The following is an 18,264-nucleotide window of genomic DNA, read 5'->3' on the forward strand; positions in this document are numbered from 1 at the left end:
TTGCACCATGGGGGAGGTCGACGGAAGCGGGAGAGTGCACACAGTGGACGTCCAGGGCACGGTGGCGGAGGGCTTTGAGGCGGTACGCGACGCGTTCGTCCGCAACTTCGAGGAGCGCGGCGAACGCGGGGCGGCCGTCGCCGTCTACCGGCACGGCAGCAAGGTGGCCGATCTGTGGGCCGGCGCCCGGGACGTCGACGGGGAGGAGCCCTGGGCGGTGGACACCGCGCAGGTCGTCCGCTCGGTCACCAAGGGCGTCGCGGCGGCCGTGGTCCTGCTGCTCCACCAGCGCGGCCAGATCGACCTGGACGCCCCGGTGGGCACGTACTGGCCGGAGTTCAAGGCGGCCGGCAAGGAGCGCGTCCTCGTACGCCACATCCTGTCGCACCGCGCCGGGCTGCCCGCGCTGGACCGGCCGCTCACCCCCGCCGAGGCGATCGACACCGTCAGCGGCCCGGCCGCGCTCGCCGCGCAGCGCCCCGCGTGGGAGCCCGGGACCGACCACGGCTATCACGCGCAGACCTACAGCTGGCTCACCGCCGAACTGGTCCGCCGGGTCACCGGCCGCACCATCGGCCGCTGGGTCGCCGAGGAGATCGCCCGCCCGCTCGGGCTGGACTTCTGGATCGGACTGCCGCCCGAGGAGGCCCACCGGGTCGGCCGGCTGGGGCCCGTCGAGGAGCCCCCGACCGCCCCCGGGCTCACCCTGCGCCCCAAGCGGGCCGTCTCCGACGCCTATCGGAACCGGGACTCGCTCACCCGCCGCGCCTTCGGCGCGATCGACCCGCTCCCGGACGAGAACGACCCGGACTACCGCGCCGCCGAACTCCCCGCCTCCGGCGGCATCTCCACCGCCCGCGCCCTCGCCCGCTTCTACGCGGCGACGATCGGCCCGGTCGACGGCGGACGGCGGCTCTTCGCCCCGGCGACGCTGACCCTGGCCCGTACCGAGGAGTCGACGGGCCCCGACCGGGTCCTCATCGTGCCCACCCGCCTCGGGCTGGGCTTCATGCTGCACGGCGCGGCCGCCCCGCTGCTGGGCCCGGGCTCCTTCGGCCACCCCGGCCGGGGCGGCTCCCTCGGCTTCGCCGACCCCGAATCGGGCGTCGCGCTGGGGTATGTAACCAATGGCCTTCGCAAGGGAGTTACCGCTGATCCGCGTGCTCAGGCCTTGATCCGCGCTGTACGTTCGGCGCTATGACTGATTCGCTGAAACGTTTCGAGGGACATGCGGTACTGGTCACGGGCGCGGCCCGGGGGATCGGCGCGGCCACCGCGCGCCGGCTCGCCGCCGAAGGGGCCCGGGTGCTGGTGAGCGACCGGGACGCGGACGAGGCGGCGAAGACCGCCGCGACGATCCCCGGCGCGGAGTCCGTCGGCTGCGACGTCGCCGACCCGGCGCAGGTGGAGGCGGCGGTGGCGTACGCCGTCGAACGCTTCGGCCGGCTGGACGTCCTCGTCAACAACGCCTTCTCGGCGGCCGAGGACACCCCGCTGATCGAGGACCAGCCGGACGACACCTGGCAGCGCGATCTCGACGTCTGTCTGACCGGCGCGTTCCGCTGTGTGCGGGCCGCGATGCCGCATCTGGAGGCGTCGGGCCGGGGCGCGATCGTGAGCATCGGTTCCGTCAACGCGGAGATGGACTTCGGCGGCCACTCCTACAGCGCCGCGAAGGCGGGTCTGGCCTCGTTCACCCGTACGCTCGCGGGCGATGTCGGACCGCGCGGGGTACGCGTCAACCAGATCAACCCCGGGACCGTGCGCACCCGCGCCTGGGAGGGCAACGACCAGGGCCTGGAGGCCGTGGGGCGGCGGCTCTACCCCCTCGGCCGGGTCGGCGAACCGGAGGACGTCGCGGCGGCGGTCGCCTTCCTGGCCTCCTCCGACGCCTCCTGGATCACGGGCGCCACCCTGCGGGTGGACGGCGGTCTCACGGCTGTGAACATGGCGTTCCGCGAGGTGCTGGCGTCGGCCGGCGACGGCGCGTAGCGAGGACCGGGCCGGTGGGCGTCACACCCGCCGACCCGGATCCTCCCGGCGCTAACGGACGTCGACGTAGTCGCCGCCGTTGGTGACCGGGGCGGTGGTGGAGGTGCCCGCGAAGTTGTAGCGGTAGGTGCCGTCGGCGGTGGCCTTGACGGTGGTCCTCAGGGCGCCCTTGGCGTCGGTCCTGACGGTTTTGACCGTGGTGAAGGTCTTGGCGCCCTTCTTGCGGAACTGGAGCTTGACGGGCTGCTTGGTGTAGCCGGTGTATGCGCCGGTCTCCCAGTCGGCCCGCTTCAGCGATCCGGTGACGGTGAGCTTCTTGCCCTTCTTCACCGGCTCCGGGGCCGCGTTGACGGAGATCCTCGCCTCGCGCTGGAGGCTGATGGTCTTCGCCTTGGTCTTCAGCGCGAAGTCCTGGTCCTTGGCGTCCGCGCCGACCGCGAGCTTCCACGCCCCGGCCATGGAGTTCCGCAGTCGCATGTCCGGGTCGAAGGCGAAGGTGAGCTTGCACGTCACCCTGACCCCCGCACCGCACGGGACCTCGCCCTCGTCGGTGTCGAACGTCGACGTGGGGTTCCCGATGTCCGTGCCCCGCCAGAGGCCGGCGACCCCGGACTTGATGCCGGACGGGTCGGCGGCGGTGAAGGCGACCGTCGCCCTCCTGCTCTTGGCGGCCCCGATCACGACCGGCTTGCCCGCGTTGAAGACGACGTTCGAGATCTTGGTGTCGCCCTCCGTGATGTCGTCCGACGGCTTCCTCGCGCCCGCCGCCGCGAACGCCGAGGAGCCGCCCGCCGCCTTGAACGCCGACGCGCCGGACGGCTTCTCGTCGGCCTGGACGGCGGGAGCGGCGAACCCGGTGAGGGCGACCGCGCCGGTCACGACGACGGCGGATATCCGTAAGCGCATGTACTTCCCCGTTCAGAAGTGGCTCCCGGGGATTCTGTGTCGCCCGGGGGCCCTGTGGTCGTTGAGTCTGCCGACTCAATGATCCAGACCGGGGAGCCGGTCGAAAGGTTGTACGGATACGGCGGATGCCCGCGCCTGGCGGGCGCGGGCATCCGAAGCGGAACTGCGGTGTACGGCTGAGCCGCCGCCTCAGCGGACGTCGACGAAGTCGCCGCCGTTGGTGACCGGGGCGGTCGTGGAGGTGCCCGCGAAGCTGTAGCGGTAGGTGCCGTCGACCGTGGCCTTGACGGTGGTCTTCAGGTCACGGCTGGTGCTGCTGGTCTTCACCGTCTTGACGGTGGTGAAGGTCTTCGCGCCCTTCTTGCGGAACTGGAGCTGCACCGGCTGCTTGGTGTAGCCCACGTACTTGCCGGCCTCCCAGTCGGCGCGGGTCAGCGTGCCGGTGACGGTGATGTTCGCGCCCTTCTTCACCGGCTCGGGAGCGGCGTTGACGGAGATCTGCGAACCGCGCTTCAGATTGAAGGTCTGCGCCTTCTCGATGAGGCGGACGTCGCCGTCCTTGGCCACCGCCACCACGGCGACCTTCCAGCCGCCGCCCGCGTAGGAGTTGATCAGTTCGCTGCGCGGGTCGATGGTGAAGCTCACCTTGCAGGTGGCCTTGGAGGTCTTGCCGCTGCCGCTGCACTTGACCTCCTCCTGGTCGGCGAGGATGCCGGCGGTGGCCGTGTCGATGTTGTCGCCGCGCCACAGGTGGGCGGCGGCGAGGTCGATGCCGGAGGGGTCGATCGCCTTGAAGGTCGCGGTGACCTTCTTCAGCTGGGTGGTGCCGACCAGCACCGTCTTGCCGGTGCTCAGCGAGACGTCCGAGATCTTGGTGTTGCCGTACGAGATGTCGAACGCGCCCGCCGCCGCCTTGAACGCCGACGCGCCGAACGGCTTCTCGTCGGCCTGCGCGGAGGGAGCGGCGAACCCGGTGAGCGCGACGGCTCCGGTCACCACGGCGGCGGATACACGAAAGCGCATGTACTTCCCCGTTCTGAGGGGGGTCCCTGGGACGAATGAGATGTCCGGGAACCCTGAGATCCATGAGTCTGCTGACTCCTCCCGTACAGACAAGCGACTCATGTGAATGGTTGTACGAGTTGGGGGAAGAATCTTTCGCCCCCGCGCACCCTGGCGCCCGCCCCCGCGCGCCCGCCCCCGCGCACCCCGGCGGACGGGCCCGCCCTCAGCCGAAGAACTCCAGCACCGCCGCCGTCAGCTCGGCCGGCGCGTCCTCCTGGACGAGATGCCCCGCGCCCGGCAGCAGCCGGAGCCGGGCCCCGGGGATACGGGCGGCCAGCTCATGCCCCTTCGCCACCGGGATCCAGGAGTCCGCCTCGCCCCAGCACACCAGCACGGGCGGCTCGATCTCCCCGTAACGCCCCTCGATCTCGTCGGTGTACCGCTGATCGGCCTGGGCGATCTGCCGGTAGAAGGCCCCCTGGCCCGGCTCGCCGAGCCAGGGAGCCGTCAGCCGGTCCAGCGTCTCCGGGCGCAGCCCGGGGCCGCTCGCCGAGGAGATGTACTCCCGCACCAGCGCCCGGTGCAGCGCGGGCGGCAGCTGCTCGAACACCTCCGCGTGCCCGCCGACCAGCCGGAAGAACGGCGAACCCCAGGGGGCCAGCGCCACCGGGTCCACCAGGACCAGCCGCCGGTAGCGCGCGCCGTGCAGCAGATGGGCGCGCAGGGCGACCGCGCCCCCGAAGTCGTGCGCCACGACCAGTGGATCGGACAGCCCCCAGTGGGCGAGCAGCTCGTGGAAGACCCGGCCCTGGGCCGCCAGCGAGACGTCCTGGCCCTCGGCCATCGCGGACGCGCCGTAGCCCGGCATGTCCCAGACGTACACCTGGAAGCGCTCCGTGAGCGCGCGGGCGACGCCCCGCCAGACGTAGGAGGAGAAGGGGGTGCCGTGCAGCAGGACCACCGGCGGGGCCGCCGGGTCGCCCAGCCGCTGCCAGCGCACCTCGCCCGAGGAGCCGGCGAAGGTCCGGGGCAGCTCCCAGCCGCTCACGCGGTGCTCTCCCGTACGTCCACGAGCGTGCCGCGCGCGTACTCGATCAGCGTCTTCGGGTCGAGCGGGAACACCGTGTGCGGGGTCCCGGCCGCCGCCCACACCACCGGGTGGTCCAGCAGGGCCCGGTCGGCCAGCACCCTGGTCCGGGTGAGGTGCCCGAAGGGCGGTACGCCGCCGATCGCGTAGCCGGTGGTCCGCCGCACCAGATCGGCGTTGGCGCGCTTGACCGTGTCCGCGCCGAGTTCCTCGCGCACCCGCTCCAGATCCACCCGGGAGGAGCCGTCCAGCAGCACCAGCACCGGATCGCCGTCCACCGCGAAGATCAGCGATTTCACGATCTCGCTGACGTCGCAGCCGATCGCGGCGGCGGCCTCGGCGGCGGTGCGGGTCGCGTCCGGGAACTTCCGTACGGGCACATCGAGCCCCAGCTCGCGCAGGGCCTCGGCGAATCGGGGGTGTGCTTCGGTGTGTTGAGCGCTCATGCCTTGTCACGCTAGTGGCAGCCCCGCGCCGCGCGCGAGAAGGATTCCGTGCGCCGCCGCGCCGGGCCCCGCCCGCCCGCGCCCCCGGGGCCTGCCCGGATCCGCGCTCGCGTCCACCGTGCGGCTGTACGGCCGTCCCCCGCCGGGTTCGCCCCATCGGGCGACCCGGCCGAACGCGTGTCGGCGTGCGGGGTCTGTCGCGGGCCCGGCCCCGCCGGGTCTTGTCGCGTACGGGCTCAGCGCGCGTTGAGGACCTGGGCCACCACCGGGCCCGCCGCGTCGCCGCCCGAGCCGCCGGACTGGACGACGGCCGCCGCGGCGAGGTCGTCGGCGTAGCCGGTGAACCAGCTGTTGGACTTGCCCTGGCCGTCGACCTCGGCGGACCCGGTCTTCGCGCCCTTGTCGCCGCGCACCGTCGCCATCGCCTTCCGGCCGGTGCCCGCGCCCTCGGCGGTCGCGCCCATCAGGTCCCGCAGGCCCGCGGCCACCCGGCCGGGGAGGGGCTCGGCGCGGGCGAGTTCACGGTCGTCGAGGGAGGCGGGGACGAGGACCGGCTGCTTGAAGGAGCCGCTCTTCGCGGTCGCGCTGACGGACGCCATGGTGAGCGCGTTCATCGTGATCTTTCCCTGGCCGATGTACGAGGCGGCCGTCTCGGTCCCCGTCGACGCGGGCACGCTGCCGTCGAAGCTCGCGACGCCGGTCTTCCATTCGAGGCCGATGCCGAAGTACTTCCTCGCGGTCTCGCCCAGCGCGGTGTCCCGCTCCCCGCTGCCGAGCGGGGTGACCGCCTTGATGAAGGTGGTGTTGCAGGACTTGAGGAACGCCTGCCGGAAGGTGGCCTTCGGGATGTCGAACTTGTCGAGGTTCTGGAAGTTCGCACCCGCCCATCCGACGGTCGCCGGACACTCCACCTTCGCGTCCGGGCCCTTGACGACGCCCTTGTCGAGCATCATCGCCGCCGTGACGATCTTCATGGTGGAGCCGGGGGCCTGGGCGCCCAGCATGGCGGTGTTGTAGCCGCCCGCCGGGCTGTTGGCGATGGCGCGGATCTCCCCGGTGCTGGGCCGGACCGCCACCGCGGACGCCTGCTTGTGCCGCTTCACCGCCCGCTCGGCCGCCGCCTGGACGTCCGCGTCCAGGGTGGTCCGCAAGGTGCCCTCGGTGCCCTTGCCGAGGGTCAGCAGGGTCTGGTCGGCCACGCCCTCCCGGGTGGAGGAGAGCACCAGCTCGGAGGCGGGCGTGCCGCCGGCCTCCTTGCCGTACCGCTGGCGCAGGGCGTCCAGGACGGGGCCGAGCGAGGGGTGCTTCTCCTTGGTGAGCGGCCGGTTCCGGTGGTCGACGGCCTTCATCGGCGGGGCGGCGGTCTCGTCCGCCAGGAGCGTGGTGGTCGCGGTCAGCTTGGGGTGGAGCACGGAGGGCTTCCAGTCGACCACCGGCCGGCCGGTGGTCGTGCCGCGCACCACGGTCAGCTCGGAGGAGTACGACCAGGGCTTCTCGCCCTCGGCGTGCTTCACGGTCGCCTCGACCGTGAACGGCACCTTCGCGCCGACCGGCGTTCCCGGGGTGATGACCGACCGGGAGACCTTCGCCTTCGCCCGGTAGTCGGTCAGCCGGGGCTCGGCGTCCACCGGCTTGTTGGTGAGCTGGGCGGCCTCGGGCGCGCGGCCCTCGGCCCAGGCGGCGAGGAAGTTCGCGCTCGTCCTCGATATCTCCTCGGCCGTCGGCGGCCCGGTCCTGATCTTCTCGGCCTTCGGGCGGTCCTCGGTCTTCCCCTCGCTCAGCACGGTGTAGCCGCCGTAGCCGACTCCGCCGGCGACGACCAGAAAGACGCCGCCGATGATGGCGACCTTCGCTCCACTGCGCATCGTTCGCAGCTCCTCCTCCGCGGCCCACCCTTCTTGAACACGTTCAAGAAGGCAATCGCAGAGAACCCTACGGGACGGGGGCGGCCCCGGGACAAGCTTGTTACGGGACCGGGACGTATGCGGCGGCCCGTGTTCGGCGTGCCTGACCGCCCGTCATCCCGCAACTGTCGGAATATGGCCGAATGGCGAAAACAATGACGAAGGGCGAGTGGCACACGTTCGTCTCCGAGGGCACCCGCACCGCGAAGATCTCGACCGTACGGGCCGACGGCAGCCCGCACATCGCGCCGGTGTGGTTCCTTCTCGACGGGGACGAGCTGGTCTTCAACACCGACAAGGAGACGGTCAAGGGCCGCAGTCTGATCAGGGACGGCAGGGTCGCCATCTGTGTGGACGACGAGACTCCGCCGTTCGCCTTCGTGACGCTCCAGGGGCAGGCGGAGGTGAGTGAGGATCAGGAACAGGCCCGGCACTGGGCCACCCGGATCGCGGCCCGCTATCTGGGCGAGGACGTGGCCGGGGCGGTCGGCGAGCGCAACAGCGGCCCGGGGTCGATCACCGTACGGGTCAGGGTCGCCAAGGCCGTCGCGGTCGCCGGGCTCACCGACTGATCCCCGGCCCGCCGTTCACCGGCCCGGCCCGATCCGGGGCCCGCGCCGGGCCGGCGAACGGCGCCGGACCAGGTGCCCGCTCCGGCCCGGCGGACCGCGCCGGACCAGGGCCGCCCCGGCCCGGTGAACCGCGTCAGACCCAGGTGTCCAGCCACATCCGGTCGCGCCACTCCTCCACCGGGATCGGCGTCCCCGTGTACAGCGGATGGAAGTAGATGAAGTTCCAGACGATCAGCAGCACCAGCACCCCGGCGCCGATCGCGCCGATCGCCCGCCGCCGTTCGTCCGACCCCGCCGGACCCAGCATCGCCCCGATCATCATCGCGACCGCCAGACACAGGAACGGCACGAACACCACCGCGTAGAACAGGAAGATCGTGCGCTCCTGGTACAGGAACCAGGGCGCCCAGCCCGCCGCGATCCCGCAGGCGATCGCGCCCGCCCGCCAGTCCCGGCGGAAGGCCCAGCGCCACAGCACGTAACAGACCGCGAAACACGCCGCCCACCACAGCAGCGGCGTGCCCAGCGCCAGCACCTCGCTCGCGCACTTGTCCGCCGCGTCGGCGGGACAGCCGTCCTGTCCCGCGGCCGGGTCCTCGTAGTAGTACGAGACCGGCCGGCCCAGGACGATCCAGCTCCAGGGGTTGGACTCGTAGGTGTGGCCGGACTTCAGATTGACGTGGAAGTTGTAGACCTCGGTCTCGTAGTGCCAGAAGGCGCGCAGCGCCTCCGGGACCCAGGTCATCGAGAACTGCGGCAGATCGATCTGCCCCAGCAGCGGCAGCGTCACACTGTCGGGGGAGAGCCCCTCACGGCCCTTCGCCCAGTCCCGGTAGAAGCCCTTGCCGGTGGCGAACCAGCCCGCCCACGAGACCATGTAGGCGGCGAGCGCCACCGGCACCGTGGCGAGGAACGCGGGCGTCAGATCCTTGCGCAGCACCGCCCGGTACGGCCGCACCGCGCCCGCCGTGCGCCGCGCGCCGACGTCCCAGAGCACCGCCATCAGACAGAACGCGGCCATCACATAGAGGCCGTTCCACTTGGTGCCGGCCGCGAGGCCGAGCATCACCCCGGCGGCGATCCGCCAGGGCCGCCACCCGAGCCGCAGGGTCCGGGCGATGTGCGCGTCCGGCCGCAGCACCCCGCCCTCGTCCTCGGGCAGCGCCGCCGCCAGTCTCCGCCGCGCCCAGTCCCGGTCCGCCACCAGACATCCGAAGGCGGCCAGCACGAAGAACATCAGCACCAGATCGAGCAGGGCGGCCCGGCTCATCACGAAGTGCAGCCCGTCGACGGCGAGCAGCAGACCGGCCAGACACCCCAGGAAGGTGGAGCGGAACAGCCTCCGGCCGATCCGGCAGAGCATGAGCACCGAGAGCGTGCCGAGCACCGCGACCATGAACCGCCAGCCGAAGGGCGTGAAGTCGAAGAGCTTCTCGCCCAGACCGATGATCCACTTGCCGACGGGCGGATGGACCACATAGCCGGGGTCGGTGGGGACGGCGACGGCGGACGGGTCCTTGAGGATCGACTTGTCGATGTCCTTGGGCCAGCTGCCCTCGTACCCCTGGTTGATCAGCGCCCACGCGTCCTTCGCGTAGTACGTCTCGTCGAATATCACCTGGTCCGGCTTGCCCAGGTTCCAGAATCGGAGCAGTCCCGCGATCAGCGCCACCAGCAGCGGCCCCAGCCAGGCGGAGGCCCGCAGCAGCGGACCCACCGCCGAGGGGGCGATGCCGAACACGGGCCACAGCCGTTCGGAGGGGCGGGTGTAGGGCGGGACCAGGCGTTCGCGCAGCCCGATCACGGACGGGGGCGCATAGCCGAATCTGCGCAGCCGCTGCTGCCAGCCGGGGGGCTGCTGCTCTGCGTCCCTGCCCTCTAGGGTCTGTGGCGCGGTACTGGTCACCGCGCCATCGTAGGGAACGTATGTATGCGAGGTGTGCCTCCGGCCCCACGACGGCCCCCGGGCGTCGCCCGCGACGGCCCCCGGCGGCCCCCGGCCCAGGCCCGCGACGGCTCGAACCGGGCCCCGCCCGCCGGTACGGGACAATGGCCGGTGTGACCACTGAGCCGACCCGCGACACGCCCCCCGGCCCCCTGACCTCAGCCGACCGCTCCGGTCTGCTGATCCTCGCCGGGACCCCGATCGGCGACGTCGCCGACGCCCCGCCCCGCCTCGCCGCCGAGCTGGCCTCCGCCGACGTCGTCGCCGCCGAGGACACCCGCCGGCTGCGGCGGCTCACCCAGGCGCTCGGCGTCCAGACCACCGGGAGGGTCGTCTCCTACTTCGAGGGCAATGAGTCCTCCCGTACGCCGGAGCTGGTCGAGGCGCTCACCGGCGGCGCGCGGGTGCTGCTCGTCACCGACGCCGGGATGCCCTCCGTCTCCGACCCCGGTTACCGGCTGGTCGCCGCCGCCGTGGAGAAGGACGTCCGGGTCACCGCCGTCCCCGGCCCCTCCGCAGTGCTCACCGCGCTGGCGCTCTCCGGGCTCCCCGTGGACCGCTTCTGCTTCGAGGGCTTCCTGCCGCGCAAGGCGGGCGAGCGGCTGACCCGGCTCCGGGAGAACGAGTCGGAGCGCCGCACCCTCGTCTACTTCGAGGCCCCCCACCGACTGGACGACACCCTCACCGCAATGGCCGAGGTGTTCGGCGCGGACCGCCGGGCCGCCGTCTGCCGCGAGCTGACCAAGACGTACGAGGAGGTCAGGCGCGGCGGTCTCGGCGAGCTGGCCGCCTGGGCCGCCGAGGGGGTGCGCGGCGAGATCACCGTCGTCGTCGAGGGCGCCCCCGCGCCCGCTCCCGGCGATCTCGACGCCGATGAGCTGGTGCGCAGGGTGCGGGTGCGCGAGGAGGCGGGGGAGCGGCGCAAGGAGGCCATCGCGGCCGTCGCCGTGGAGGCGGGCGTGCCCAAGCGCGAGGTGTTCGATGCGGTCGTGGCGGCAAAGAATTCGGCTCCGCCGATCCCCTGAGACGGTAAAGGGATACCGTTGAAGGCAAAGCGCAGACCGGGTCCGGGGCCCTTTGGGCATGGGAAGGCCAAAGAGCACTCCATTATTCGACAGCGCTGATGCGCTCCCGCCGGAATGGGCGTCCACTGGGTCAGTGGAGAGGAGCAGGCATGAGTGAGATCACAGGCACCGCCAAGGTCCACGAGGCATACGCCTTCGCCTGTATGCGCTGCGGGCACGGCTGGGAGCAGTCGTACGACATCGAGCACCACCGTGACCCCGCCGGTCACGAGTACGTCGTCTACCGGGCGAACGGGGAGCGGGTCCCGTCCCCGCTGTCGAGCCCCAGCTGCATGAACTGCGGGGGGCACGTCGTACGGATCATGCGGGCCGGGCAGGTCTCCTCCGTACTGGATCTGATGGCCCGGACCGCCTCCCCGGCCCGGATCGCCCATCCGACCCGGGATACGGCCGGGAAGACGCCCCTGGCGGGTGCGGGTGCGAGTGCGGGGAGCGAGTCGGCCGGCGCCGCCGGGGAGGAGCCGCCGGCCGCGAAGCCGGCCCACCACTGGCATCTCTCGGACCTGCTCCACCCCTTCCAGCGCAGGTAGGCCCGCCACCGGTGACGAGGCGATGGGCGCGGGCCTCGTAGGATCGCGCCCATGACCTCGAAGTCCGACCCGCCGCCGCTGCCCGAACCGCTCCGGGTCCCGGTCGCCGATTCCCACACCCATCTGGACATGCAGCAGGGGACCGTGGAGGAGGCGCTCGCCCGGGCCGCCGCCGTCGGCGTGACCACCGTCGTCCAGGTCGGCTGCGACATCGAGGGCTCCCGCTGGGCCGCCCGGACGGCCGCCGAGCACGCCGGAGTGCACGCGGCGGTCGCCCTGCACCCCAACGAGGCCCCCCGGATCGTCTTCGGCGACCCGGAGGGCGCCGCCCGCCAGGGGGTGCGCGAGCCGGGCGGCGAGGGCGCGCTCGACGAGGCCCTCGCCGAGATCGACGCGCTGGCCGCGCTGGCGCAGGTCCGCGGGGTCGGCGAGACCGGGCTGGACTATTTCCGTACGGGCCCGGAGGGCGTAGCCGCCCAGGAGCGATCTTTCCGCGCCCATATCGAGATCGCCAAACGTCATGACAAAGCGCTCGTCATTCACGACCGGGACGCGCACGCGGACGTTCTGCGGATACTCGCGGAGGAAGGCGCGCCGGAGCGCACGGTGTTCCACTGCTTTTCCGGCGACGCGGAAATGGCGCGGGTGTGCGCGGGCGCGGGCTATTACATGTCGTTCGCGGGAAATGTGACCTTCAAGAACGCGCGGCCGCTGCGGGACGCGCTCGCGGTCGCGCCCAGGGAACTCGTCCTGGTCGAGACGGACGCGCCCTTCCTCACCCCGATGCCGTACCGGGGACGGCCGAACGCGCCCTATCTGATCCCGCTCACGCTGCGCGCGATGGCCGAGGTGAAGGGCCTGGACGAGGACACCCTCGCGGCGGCGGTGGCGGCGAACACCGCCGCGGCGTTCGACTACTGACCGGGCCGGGCCCGCGCCGACCGCGCGGGTGTGCGGGGCGCGGATGTGCGGGTCCCCGAAGGTGACACCGGGTGGGCGAACGGCTTTGGAGAGTCACCGCGACTGCCGATAGCGTCGGTGCCGCAGGGCCACCGCCGGCGGGCCGGACCGGATCTCCGGGCCGTCCGGGCCGGCCCGGACCTTACGGAGCGCCGTGAGCCATCTCAGCCATCCCGGCCGTCGGGGACACGCCGACGACTCCTACGCCGCCTACGACGTCCACGCCGCCGCCGGGCCCCACGACCGCCAGGCCCACCCCTGGACGTCGGACGACACCTTCGTGCTCCGGCGCCAGGGCGGCCCCGCGGTCTTCCCGGGCGCCCGCACCGCCCCCGACCAGCACCCCGTCTACGCGGCCCCCGCCGAGCCCCGGCCCGCGTACACCGCGGTCAATCCGTACGCGGGGCCCGTCGGGTACGCCGGATACACCGGATACGCCGGGCGCTCCGATGACGAGGGCTACGAGGGCTACGAGGGTTACGCGGGTTACGCCGCCGAGCCGCACCCCGCGTACGCGCCCGCCGCCCCGTACCCCGGGCCCGCCGACGAGCGCCCCGCCCACGCGCCCGCCGATCCGTACGCCGGCCTGTACGCCGATCCGTACGCCGATCCGTACGCCGACTCGTACGTGGATCCCCGCGCCGGGCGCCCCGTGTACGACCCCGTCCCCCGGACCGGCGGCGGAGGCGGCGGGCGGCGGCGCCGGGGGACCGACCCGGCCGACGGCGGGCTGCGCAGGCTCGTCCCGCGGGCCCTGGTGGTCGTCTTCCTGGCGGGCGGCACCTCCGCCTTCGTCGCCGGGGACAAGGCGGTCCGGCTCACCGTCGACGGCGAGCCGCGCACCCTCCACACCTTCGCCGACGACGTCCGGGAGCTGCTGGCGGACACCGGCGTCGACACCGGCGTCCACGATGTGGTGTCCCCCGCCCCCGGCGAGGAGCTGACCAGCGGCGACGATGTCGTCGTCCGGTACGGCCGGCCCGTCGCCCTCACCCTCGACGGCGAGCGCCGCCGGATGTGGACCACCGCCCGGACCGTCGGCGGCGCGCTGCGCGAACTGGGGGTGCGGGCCCAGGGCGCGTATCTCTCGGCCTCCCCCTCGGCGGCGATCTCCCGCGCCGGGCTCGCCCTCGACGTCCGCACCGAGCGGACCGTCACCTTCATGGCCGACGGCCACGAGCGCGTCATCCGCACCAACGCGGCGACCGTCGGCGAGGCGCTGGCCCAGGCCGGGATCACCCTCGGCGCGCAGGACACCACCTCCGTGCCGGCCGCCGGCTTCCCGCGCGACGGCCAGACCGTCACCGTCATGCGGATCACCGGCACCCGGGAGGTGCGCGAGGAGCCCATCCCGTACGACGTGGTCAGGGTCGAGGACGCGACCCTCTTCGAGGGCACCGAGATCGTCGTCCGGCAGGGCCGGCCCGGGGCCCGCCGGCTCACCCATGAGCTGCGCACGGTCAACGGGGTCCGCCAGCGCCCCCGGAAGATCTCCGACGAGGTGGTGCGGGAGCCGGTCGCCCAGCGCGTCCACGTCGGCACCCGGCGGCGGCCCGAGGCGGTGCCCGGCGCGGACGGGCTGAACTGGGAGGCGCTGGCGCGCTGCGAGTCCGGCGGTCGGGCGGCCGCCGTGGACGCCGCCGGGCTGCACGGCGGGCTCTATCAGTTCGACGCCGGGACCTGGCAGGCGCTGGGCGGCCGGGGCCGCCCCCAGGACGCGGCGGCGGCCGAGCAGACCTTCCGGGCGAAGAAGCTGTACATCCAGCGGGGCGCGACTCCCTGGCCGCACTGCGGCCGAAGCCTGTACCGGTGACCCGTACGCTGTATCGGTGAGCACCACTGAGCCCTCCGACAACCTCCTCGGCCCCGCCGACATCCGCGAACTCGCCTCGGCGCTGGGCGTCCGCCCCACCAAGCAGCGCGGACAGAACTTCGTCATCGACGCCAACACCGTCCGCCGGATCGTCCGCACCGCCGGGGTCCGCGAGGACGACACGGTCGTGGAGGTCGGCCCCGGGCTCGGCTCCCTGACGCTGGCGCTGCTGGAGGCGGCCCGGAGCGTCGTCGCCGTCGAGATCGACGATGTGCTGGCCGCCGCGCTGCCCGCCACGATCCTGGCCCGGATGCCGGAGCGCGTGACGCGCTTCTCGCTGGTGCACTCGGACGCCATGCAGGTCCAGGAGCTGCCCGAGGAGCCGACCGCGCTGGTCGCGAACCTCCCGTACAACGTCGCCGTGCCCGTGCTGCTGCACATGCTGGACCGTTTCCCCACGATCGAGCGCACGCTGGTGATGGTGCAGGCCGAGGTCGCGGACCGGCTGGCCGCCGCGCCGGGCAACAAGGTGTACGGAGTGCCGTCGGTGAAGGCGAACTGGTACGCGGAGGTCAAGCGCGCCGGGTCGATCGGCCGGAATGTGTTCTGGCCCGCGCCCAATGTCGACTCCGGTCTGGTCTCCCTGGTCCGCCGGGAGCCGCCGCGGACCACCGCCACCAAGGCGCAGGTCTTCGCGGTGGTGGACGCGGCCTTCGCACAGCGCCGCAAGACGCTGCGCGCGGCTCTGTCCGGCTGGGCGGGCTCCCCGGCGGCGGCGGAGGCCGCGCTGGTGGCGGCGGGGATCTCGCCGCAGGCCCGGGGGGAGTCGCTCACGGTCGAGGAGTTCGCCCGGATCGCGGAGGCGAAGGCGGCCGCGGACACGGGCGCCGGTAGGGGCGCTGGTACGGACACGGGCGCCGGCACGGGCAAGGGCGGCCCGGCCGCGGACACTGCCGCCACGGACACGGCGGGCACGGACACTGCGAACACGGATTCCGCGACCACGGACACGGAGAGCACGGCATGAGCGGCGTCACCGTACGCGTCCCGGCGAAGGTCAATGTGCAGCTCGCGGTCGGCGGCGCGCGCGCTGACGGCTTCCACGACCTGGCCAATGTCTTTCTCGCGGTCGATCTGTTCGACGAGGTGACGGCCCGCCCCGCCGCCTCCCTGACCGTCACCTGCGAGGGCCCGGACGCGGACCTGGTCCCGCTGGACGCGAGCAATCTCGCGGCCCGGGCGGCGATCCTGCTGGCCGAGCGCCACGGCATCGCGCCGGACGTCCATCTGCACATCGTCAAGGACATCCCCGTCGCGGGCGGCATGGCGGGCGGCAGCGCGGACGGCGCGGCGGCGCTGCTGGCCTGCGACGCCCTGTGGGAGCTGGGCTCCTCGCGGGAGGAGCTGCTGGAGATCTGCGCCGAACTCGGCAGCGATGTGCCCTTCAGCCTCGTCGGAGGCGCGGCGCTGGGCGTCGGGCGTGGCGAGCGGCTCACCCCGCTGGAGGTCGGCGGCTCGTTCCACTGGGTGTTCGCGCTCGCGGACGGCGGACTCTCCACCCCGGCGGTGTACGGCGAGTTCGACCGGCTCACCGAGGGCGTCCGGGTCCCGGACCCGGTCGCGTCCCCGGTGCTGCTGGCCGCCCTGCGCTCCGGCGATCCCGTCGCCCTGGCCGGGGCCCTCGCGAACGACCTCCAGCCCGCGGCCCTCTCGCTGCGGCCGTCCCTGGCCGCCGTCCTGGAGACGGGGCTCGCCGCGGGCGCGCTCTCCGGACTCGTCTCGGGCTCGGGCCCGACCACCGCCTTCCTGGCCAAGGACGCCGAATCGGCCCGCTCCGTCGCCGAGGCCCTCACCGCCTCCCCCACCTGCCGCACCGCCCGCACGGCCCTCTCCCCGACCCCGGGCGCGACGATCCTCGCGTAGCCCTGCCCGAGGTCCCGGGCCGGGCTTCCCGCCCCCCGGCGGGAAGCCCGGCGGCGCCCCCCCCAGCCCGAAGGCCCCGGCCTCCGGCCGGAAAGCCCCTGCCCGCGGCCGGACCGCTCAGCTCACCGCCTTCCGCACCAGCGCCGTCAGCGCCCTCTCCGCCTGGTCGCTCACTTCGGTCACCGCGTACGACGTGGGCCACAGGCCCACATCCCCGAGGTTCGCCTCCGGGGTGAAGCCGAAGGTCGAGTAGCGCTCTTTGTCGACATGTCCGCTGCGGAAGAAGCACACGACCTTCCCCTTCCTGGCGTAGGCCGGCTGGCCGTACCAGAGCTTGGGGGACAGCTCGGGGGCGGCGGCGGTGACGATCGCGTGGACGCGTTCGGCCACCGCGCGGTCCGGCGCCTCCATCTCGGCGATCTTCGACAGCACGTCGAGTTCGGCGGCGGCCGCCTTGTTCCCGCGGCCGCCGCTCGCCTCCTTCCTCAGCTCGGCCGCGCGCGCCTTCATGGCCGCGCGCTCCTCCTCGGAGAAGCCGCCCGCGCTCTGCTCGCTCATCTCTGTCACTCTCCTGGCCGTGATCGGGTGCGGTGGCCCGGGTCCCGGGGTGCGGGCCGACTCCGACGCTAGCCAGCCCCGCTCCCCGGCGCTTCTCCATTCGTGATCGATGCCCGCCGGCCCGCGCACCGGCCGCCCGTGGCACGATGGCGCTCATGGGCCCGGCACAGGCGGAGGAGCGGCGTCTGCGCGACATCGTCGCGATGCGCAGGGTCCGCGACCGGATCGACCGCGAGTACGCCAAGCCGCTGAACGTCGAGGCGCTGGCCCGCGGCGCGCACATGTCGGTCGGCCATCTGAGCCGGGAGTTCCGCCGGGTGTACGGCGAGTCCCCGTACGCGTATCTGATGACCCGGCGCATCGAACGGGCGATGACGCTGCTGCGCCGGGGCGACCTCAGCGTCACCGAGGTCTGCTTCGAGGTGGGCTCCTCCTCGCTGGGCACCTTCAGCACGAGATTCACCGAGCTGGTCGGCGTGCCGCCGAGCGTCTACCGCCGCGACCACTCCCGGGCCGGGGCGGGCATCCCGCCCTGTCTGGCCAAACAGGTGACCAGACCGGTCAGGAATCAAGAAGCGCGCCCCCGGTAGCCCTGCCTACCGTGAGAGACATGAACATCAGCATTCACTACGCCTTCCTCCCGCACACCGACGCCGAGGCCGCGCTGGGCTTCTACCGCGACGTCCTGGGCTTCGAGGTCCGCAACGACGTGGGCTACGAGGACATGCGCTGGATCACCGTCGGCCCGGCCGGCCAGCCCGGCACCTCCATCGTGCTGCACCCGCCGGCCACCGACCCGGGCATCACCGACGAGGAGCGCCGCACCGTCCTGGAGCTGATCGCCAAGGGCTCCTACGGCGCGGTCACCCTGGCCACCGACGACCTCGACGGGCTCTTCGAACGCCTCCAGGCAGCGGGCGCCGAGGTCGTCCAAGAGCCGATCGACCAGGACTACGGAGTCCGCGACTGCGCCTTCCGCGACCCCACGGGCAACCTCATCCGCGTCAACCAACTCCCCTGACCACCAGCCCACCACCGGCCCAAACCAAGCCCCGCCGGCGATTGAGGCGCAGTCCCGGCTCAGCCTGGCCGCCGGCACCAGCACCAATCCCAGCCCGGCCCCGGCGGGCTGCGCCGGCCAAAACCAAGCTTCGCCGCCCACTTCCAGCCTGGCCCCGGCGGGCTGCGCCGGCCAAAACCAAGCTTCGCCTCCAGCCCGGCCCCGGCGGGCCCCGCCGCCCACCTCCAGCCCCGCCGGCGATTGAGGCGCAGTCCTGGCTCAGCCTGACCGTCGGCACCAGCGCCAATCCCAGCCTGGCCCCGGCGGGCTGCGCCGGCCAAAACCAAGCCCCGCCGCCCACTTCCAGCCCCGCCGGCGATTGAGGCGCAGTCCTGGCTCAGCCTGACCGTCGGCACCAGCGCCAATCCCAGCCTGGCCCCGGCGGGCGACGCCGGCCAAAATCAAGCCCCGCCGGCGATTGAGGCGCGGGGGCCTCGGGGGCAGCGCCCCCGACAAGTCCCCGCACCCCACGCCCGAC

The 18,264-nt window shown here is 73.1% G+C and carries 18 protein-coding genes; 11 read left to right on the top strand and 7 right to left on the bottom strand.

Going from position 1 to position 18,264, the window contains the following annotated elements:
• Nucleotides 1–43: 43 nt before the first annotated feature.
• Entirely contained in the window at nucleotides 44–1,201 is a 1,158-nt protein-coding gene (locus ACF089_RS24425) for a serine hydrolase domain-containing protein (RefSeq protein ID WP_392030583.1), read from the top strand.
• The gene (locus tag ACF089_RS24430; protein ID WP_392030181.1) at nucleotides 1,198–1,992 is read left to right on the top strand and encodes an SDR family NAD(P)-dependent oxidoreductase; all 795 of its coding nucleotides are present in this window, start codon (nucleotides 1,198–1,200) and stop codon (nucleotides 1,990–1,992) included. Before ACF089_RS24425 ends, ACF089_RS24430 begins: the two co-directional genes overlap by 4 nt.
• A gap of 51 nt (nucleotides 1,993–2,043) precedes the next feature.
• Here ACF089_RS24430 and ACF089_RS24435 read toward each other — a convergent pair whose 3' ends face one another.
• The 5 genes from ACF089_RS24435 to ACF089_RS24455 all read right to left on the bottom strand — a co-directional run bounded on the left by ACF089_RS24435 (nucleotide 2,044) and on the right by ACF089_RS24455 (nucleotide 7,301).
• A complete protein-coding gene (locus ACF089_RS24435; protein WP_392030184.1) occupies nucleotides 2,044–2,898 on the bottom strand; it encodes a hypothetical protein in 855 nt (284 codons plus the stop codon).
• Nucleotides 2,899–3,087: 189 nt separating this feature from the next.
• Entirely contained in the window at nucleotides 3,088–3,921 is an 834-nt protein-coding gene (locus tag ACF089_RS24440) for a hypothetical protein (protein WP_392030186.1), read from the bottom strand.
• A 205-nt stretch (nucleotides 3,922–4,126) separates the two neighbouring features.
• On the bottom strand, nucleotides 4,127–4,951 hold the full coding sequence (locus ACF089_RS24445; RefSeq protein ID WP_392030189.1) for an alpha/beta fold hydrolase: 825 nt from the start codon (nucleotides 4,949–4,951) through the stop codon (nucleotides 4,127–4,129).
• Complete coding sequence (locus ACF089_RS24450) at nucleotides 4,948–5,436, bottom strand: YbaK/EbsC family protein (protein ID WP_392030192.1); 489 nt, start codon at nucleotides 5,434–5,436, stop codon at nucleotides 4,948–4,950. The genes ACF089_RS24445 and ACF089_RS24450 overlap by 4 nt, the downstream gene beginning before the upstream one ends.
• Before the next feature lie 236 nt (nucleotides 5,437–5,672).
• Entirely contained in the window at nucleotides 5,673–7,301 is a 1,629-nt protein-coding gene (locus ACF089_RS24455; RefSeq protein ID WP_392030194.1) for a penicillin-binding transpeptidase domain-containing protein, read from the bottom strand.
• A 182-nt stretch (nucleotides 7,302–7,483) separates the two neighbouring features.
• Between ACF089_RS24455 and ACF089_RS24460 the strand changes: the two genes are divergently transcribed.
• A complete protein-coding gene (locus ACF089_RS24460) occupies nucleotides 7,484–7,912 on the top strand; it encodes a PPOX class F420-dependent oxidoreductase (RefSeq protein ID WP_392030197.1) in 429 nt (142 codons plus the stop codon).
• 133 nt (nucleotides 7,913–8,045) lie between these two features.
• Here ACF089_RS24460 and ACF089_RS24465 read toward each other — a convergent pair whose 3' ends face one another.
• Complete coding sequence (locus tag ACF089_RS24465; protein WP_392030200.1) at nucleotides 8,046–9,818, bottom strand: dolichyl-phosphate-mannose--protein mannosyltransferase; 1,773 nt, start codon at nucleotides 9,816–9,818, stop codon at nucleotides 8,046–8,048.
• A 191-nt stretch (nucleotides 9,819–10,009) separates the two neighbouring features.
• Between ACF089_RS24465 and rsmI the strand changes: the two genes are divergently transcribed.
• From rsmI to ACF089_RS24495, 6 genes are all read left to right on the top strand, one after another.
• Nucleotides 10,010–10,882 carry a 16S rRNA (cytidine(1402)-2'-O)-methyltransferase gene (gene rsmI / locus ACF089_RS24470; protein WP_392030586.1) on the top strand — a complete coding sequence of 291 codons (873 nt, stop codon included), beginning with the start codon at nucleotides 10,010–10,012 and terminating at the stop codon, nucleotides 10,880–10,882.
• A gap of 149 nt (nucleotides 10,883–11,031) precedes the next feature.
• Nucleotides 11,032–11,472, top strand: coding sequence for a hypothetical protein (locus tag ACF089_RS24475; RefSeq protein WP_392030203.1), 441 nt, complete (start codon nucleotides 11,032–11,034; stop codon nucleotides 11,470–11,472).
• Between the two features lie 51 nt (nucleotides 11,473–11,523).
• Entirely contained in the window at nucleotides 11,524–12,393 is an 870-nt protein-coding gene (locus ACF089_RS24480) for a TatD family hydrolase (protein ID WP_392030206.1), read from the top strand.
• Between the two features lie 319 nt (nucleotides 12,394–12,712).
• On the top strand, nucleotides 12,713–14,245 hold the full coding sequence (locus ACF089_RS24485; protein WP_392030589.1) for a ubiquitin-like domain-containing protein: 1,533 nt from the start codon (nucleotides 12,713–12,715) through the stop codon (nucleotides 14,243–14,245).
• A 16-nt stretch (nucleotides 14,246–14,261) separates the two neighbouring features.
• On the top strand, nucleotides 14,262–15,272 hold the full coding sequence (gene rsmA, locus ACF089_RS24490) for a 16S rRNA (adenine(1518)-N(6)/adenine(1519)-N(6))-dimethyltransferase RsmA (RefSeq protein ID WP_392030209.1): 1,011 nt from the start codon (nucleotides 14,262–14,264) through the stop codon (nucleotides 15,270–15,272).
• A complete protein-coding gene (locus tag ACF089_RS24495) occupies nucleotides 15,269–16,168 on the top strand; it encodes a 4-(cytidine 5'-diphospho)-2-C-methyl-D-erythritol kinase (protein WP_392030211.1) in 900 nt (299 codons plus the stop codon). Before rsmA ends, ACF089_RS24495 begins: the two co-directional genes overlap by 4 nt.
• A gap of 117 nt (nucleotides 16,169–16,285) precedes the next feature.
• Here ACF089_RS24495 and ACF089_RS24500 read toward each other — a convergent pair whose 3' ends face one another.
• A complete protein-coding gene (locus tag ACF089_RS24500; protein ID WP_392030214.1) occupies nucleotides 16,286–16,726 on the bottom strand; it encodes a DUF1801 domain-containing protein in 441 nt (146 codons plus the stop codon).
• A gap of 155 nt (nucleotides 16,727–16,881) precedes the next feature.
• On the opposite strand from ACF089_RS24500, the gene ACF089_RS24505 reads away from it, so the two are divergent.
• Nucleotides 16,882–17,316: a helix-turn-helix transcriptional regulator gene (locus tag ACF089_RS24505; RefSeq protein WP_392030217.1), complete on the top strand. Its 435-nt coding sequence runs from the start codon at nucleotides 16,882–16,884 to the stop codon at nucleotides 17,314–17,316.
• Nucleotides 17,317–17,336: 20 nt separating this feature from the next.
• Entirely contained in the window at nucleotides 17,337–17,747 is a 411-nt protein-coding gene (locus ACF089_RS24510) for a VOC family protein (RefSeq protein WP_392030220.1), read from the top strand.
• Nucleotides 17,748–18,264 lie beyond the last annotated feature (517 nt).

Origin of the sequence: Streptomyces sp. NPDC014894, assembly GCF_043080985.1 — a bacterium.
Taxonomy (GTDB): Bacteria; Actinomycetota; Actinomycetes; order Streptomycetales; family Streptomycetaceae; genus Streptomyces.